Source organism: Hydrogenophaga sp. (genome assembly GCF_031426985.1).
GTDB lineage: Bacteria > Pseudomonadota > Gammaproteobacteria > Burkholderiales > Burkholderiaceae_C > Hydrogenophaga.
Genome location: NZ_JASJOY010000042.1, coordinates 1 through 1,334, shown reverse-complemented (window position 1 = coordinate 1,334; position 1,334 = coordinate 1). Strand labels below are relative to the sequence as shown.

Here is a 1,334-nt window from a genome sequence, read left to right as displayed (position 1 = left end):
ACGGGCAGACCAGGTCGATCACCTTGATGCCGGTTTCCAGCAGTTCCTGCGAAGGCGACAGCTCGTCATAAGCCGGGGCCTTGCGGTGGATGGGAGCGGTCAGGGTCTGGTCAACCGGGCCGCGCTCGTCGATGGGGGCACCGAGCACGTCCATGATGCGGCCCAGGGTGGCCTTGCCCACGGGCACGGTGATGTTGGCGTGGGTGTTGGTCACCAGCATGCCGCGGCGCAGGCCGTCGGAGGAGCCCAGCGCAATCGTGCGCACCACGCCGTCGCCCAGCTGTTGCTGGACTTCCAGCGTCAGGGCGGAACCTTCCATTTTCAGGGCGTCGTAAACGCGCGGCATCTCGTTACGCGGAAATTCCACGTCCACGACGGCGCCGATGCACTGAACAATCTTGCCTTGTACTTGAGACATGATGGATACCTTTTAAATTCTCTGAATTCGGGTGAACGTCAAACGGCGGCGGCGCCGGCCACGATTTCCGACAGCTCTTTGGTGATCGCGGCCTGGCGGGTCTTGTTGTAGACCAGCTTGAGTTCGCTGATGACGCTGCCGGCGTTGTCGGTGGCGGCTTTCATGGCCACCATGCGGGCCGACTGTTCGGACGCCATGTTCTCGGCCACGGCCTGGTAGACCTGGGCTTCCACGTAGCGCAGCAACAGTTCGTCGATGACGGCCGCAGCGTCGGGTTCGTAGACGTAGTCCCAGTCACGGCCAGTGGCCTGGTCCTGCAGGTCGCCAGCGCTCAAAGGCAGCAGCTGCTCGATCACGGCTTCCTGCTTCATCGTGTTGATGAAGCGGGTGTAGCAGACGTGCACCGAGTTGATGCGACCTTCGGTGTACGCATCCAGCAGCACCTTGACGGGGCCGATCAGCTTGTCCAGGTGGGGCGTGTCGCCCAGACCCGTTGCGCTGGACACCACTTTGGCACCGATGCGGTTGAGGAAACCCAGCCCCTTGTTGCCGATGGCCACCGCCTCAGCACCCTGGCCCTTGGCCTGCAGGTCCTTGAGCTGGTTGGTCAGCGCACGCAGCACGTTGGTGTTCATGCCACCGCACAGACCCTTGTCGGTCGTGACGACGACAAAACCGGCGGTCTTGGCGTCGTTGGTCTGCATGAACGCGTGCGTGTACTCCGGATTGGCCCTGCTCAGGTTGCCGGTGATCTGGCGCACTTTCTGGGCGTAAGGCCGGGCCGCACGCATGCGGTCCTGCGCCTTGCGCATCTTGGAGGCGGCCACCATTTCCATGGCTTTGGTGATCTTCTTGGTGTTCTCCACCGATTTGATCTTGCCGCGTATTTCCTTGCCTGCTGCCATTGCTGCTCCTT

Annotated in this window: 1 protein-coding gene and 1 pseudogene; both read right to left on the bottom strand. The window is 62.4% G+C overall.

Going from position 1 to position 1,334, the window contains the following annotated elements:
* A pseudogene (locus RMP09_RS05525) lies at nt 1–418 on the bottom strand (F0F1 ATP synthase subunit beta); the annotation flags it as partial.
* A 38-nt stretch (nt 419–456) separates the two neighbouring features.
* Nucleotides 457–1,323 (bottom strand): F0F1 ATP synthase subunit gamma, encoded by an 867-nt coding sequence (atpG, locus tag RMP09_RS05520; RefSeq protein ID WP_310565002.1) that lies wholly within the window; start codon nt 1,321–1,323, stop codon nt 457–459.
* Between the last annotated feature and the right edge of the window lie 11 nt (nt 1,324–1,334).